Here is a 1,718-nt window from a genome sequence, read left to right on the forward strand (position 1 = left end):
TCTTCGTGCTGGCATGTTTCGTCGGCTATTACGTGGTGTGGTCTGTCACGCCTGCGCTGCACACGCCGCTGATGGCGGTGACGAACGCTATTTCATCGGTGATCATCGTGGGTGGCCTGATCGCTTCGGCAGAGGCGGGCAGCGATGTTGCAAAGTGGCTGGGACTGGCGGCCGTGGTGCTGGCCAGCGTGAACATCTTTGGCGGCTTTGCCGTGACCGAGCGGATGCTCGCCATGTACAAGAAGAAGGATAAGTGAACATGTTGTCCTTCCTTGCACCCGTTGCAGATACCGCCGCGCATGGCGGTGACACGCCTGCCTGGGCCATGCTCGCCTATCTTGCCTCCGGCGTATTCTTCATCCTAGCACTGCGCGGGCTTTCCAGCCCCGCCACCAGCCGCGCAGGCAATCGCAATGGCATGATCGGTATGGCGATTGCCGTGGTCACCACGCTGGTGACGCATGACATTGCCAACATCGTGGAGATCGCCATCGCCATCGCCATCGGCGCGGTGATCGGTATTGTCACCGCCCGCCGCATCGCCATGACGGCAATGCCGGAACTGGTTGCCGCATTCCACTCCCTGGTCGGCCTTGCCGCCGTGCTGGTGGGCTGGGCCGCCTATCTGAACCCTGCAGCCTTCGGGCTGCTGGTGGGCGACAGCATCGGCGCTGTCAGCAAGATCGAGATGGGCCTTGGTATCGCCATCGGTGCGATCACCTTCTCCGGCTCTGTCATCGCCTTCCTGAAGCTTTCGGGCAAGATGAGCGGATCGCCGATCATGCTGCCCGCGCGCCACTTCATCAACCTGGGCACGCTGGTCGCCATCATCGTGCTGACGGCGATGTTCGCCATGGCAAGCGGCCCTGCCGAGACCATGCCGCTGATCGTGGCGGTGACGGTGCTGGCCTTCATCATCGGCTTCCTGCTGATCATCCCCATTGGCGGGGCGGACATGCCGGTGGTGGTGTCGATGCTGAACAGCTATTCGGGCTGGGCGGCAGCGGCCATGGGCTTTACGCTTGGCAACACGGCCATGATCATCACCGGCGCACTGGTCGGCAGCTCTGGCGCGATCCTCAGCTACATCATGTGCAAGGCGATGAACCGCAGCTTCATCAGCGTGATCGCAGGCGGCTTTGGCGCTGACGACAGCGGCGGCGGCAGCGGCGAGGCGCGCGAGCAGCGTCCGTACAAGCAGGGCAGTGCCGCGGATGCCGCCTTCATGCTGGAGCAGGCCGAAAGCGTCATCATCATCCCTGGCTACGGCATGGCCGTGGCGCAGGCACAGCATGCCTTGCGCGAGATGGCGGACGTGCTGGAGGAGAAGGGCGTGTCGGTAAAATACGCCATTCACCCCGTGGCAGGCCGCATGCCGGGGCATATGAACGTGCTGCTGGCCGAGGCTTCTGTCGAATACGACAAAGTGTTCGAGCTGGAAGATATCAACTCAGAATTTGCGCAGGCCGATGTCGCCTTCATCATCGGCGCGAATGATGTGGTGAACCCTGCTGCCAAGACCGACAAGTCATCGCCCATCTACGGCATGCCGGTGTTCGATGTGGACAAGGCCAAGCAGGTCTTCTTCATCAAGCGCAGCATGGGCGGCGTGGGCTATGCGGGCGTCGACAATGACGTGTTCTACATGGACCAGACCATGATGCTGCTCAGCGATGCCAAGAAGATGGTCGAGGAAATCGTGAAGGCGATGGATTGAT

The 1,718-nt window shown here is 61.8% G+C and carries 2 protein-coding genes; both read left to right on the forward strand.

The window, feature by feature from the left end:
• Positions 1 to 257 (forward strand): NAD(P) transhydrogenase subunit alpha part 2 (locus GRF63_RS16320; RefSeq protein WP_160487140.1); only part of this gene is annotated, 257 nt, incomplete at its 5' end.
• 2 nt (positions 258 to 259) lie between these two features.
• Complete coding sequence (locus GRF63_RS16325; protein ID WP_419865969.1) at positions 260 to 1,717, forward strand: NAD(P)(+) transhydrogenase (Re/Si-specific) subunit beta; 1,458 nt, start codon at positions 260 to 262, stop codon at positions 1,715 to 1,717.
• Position 1,718: the final 1 nt, after the last annotated feature.

The sequence above is a fragment of the Aurantiacibacter rhizosphaerae genome (assembly GCF_009807005.1).
In the GTDB taxonomy this organism is placed as follows: Bacteria; Pseudomonadota; Alphaproteobacteria; order Sphingomonadales; family Sphingomonadaceae; genus Alteraurantiacibacter; species Alteraurantiacibacter rhizosphaerae.

What these genes read in the sequence shown, in the direction of transcription:
- GRF63_RS16325 (WP_419865969.1), top strand. Translation starts at nt 260, where the DNA reads ATGTTGTCCTTCCTTGCACCCGTTGCAGATACCGCCGCGCATGGCGGT.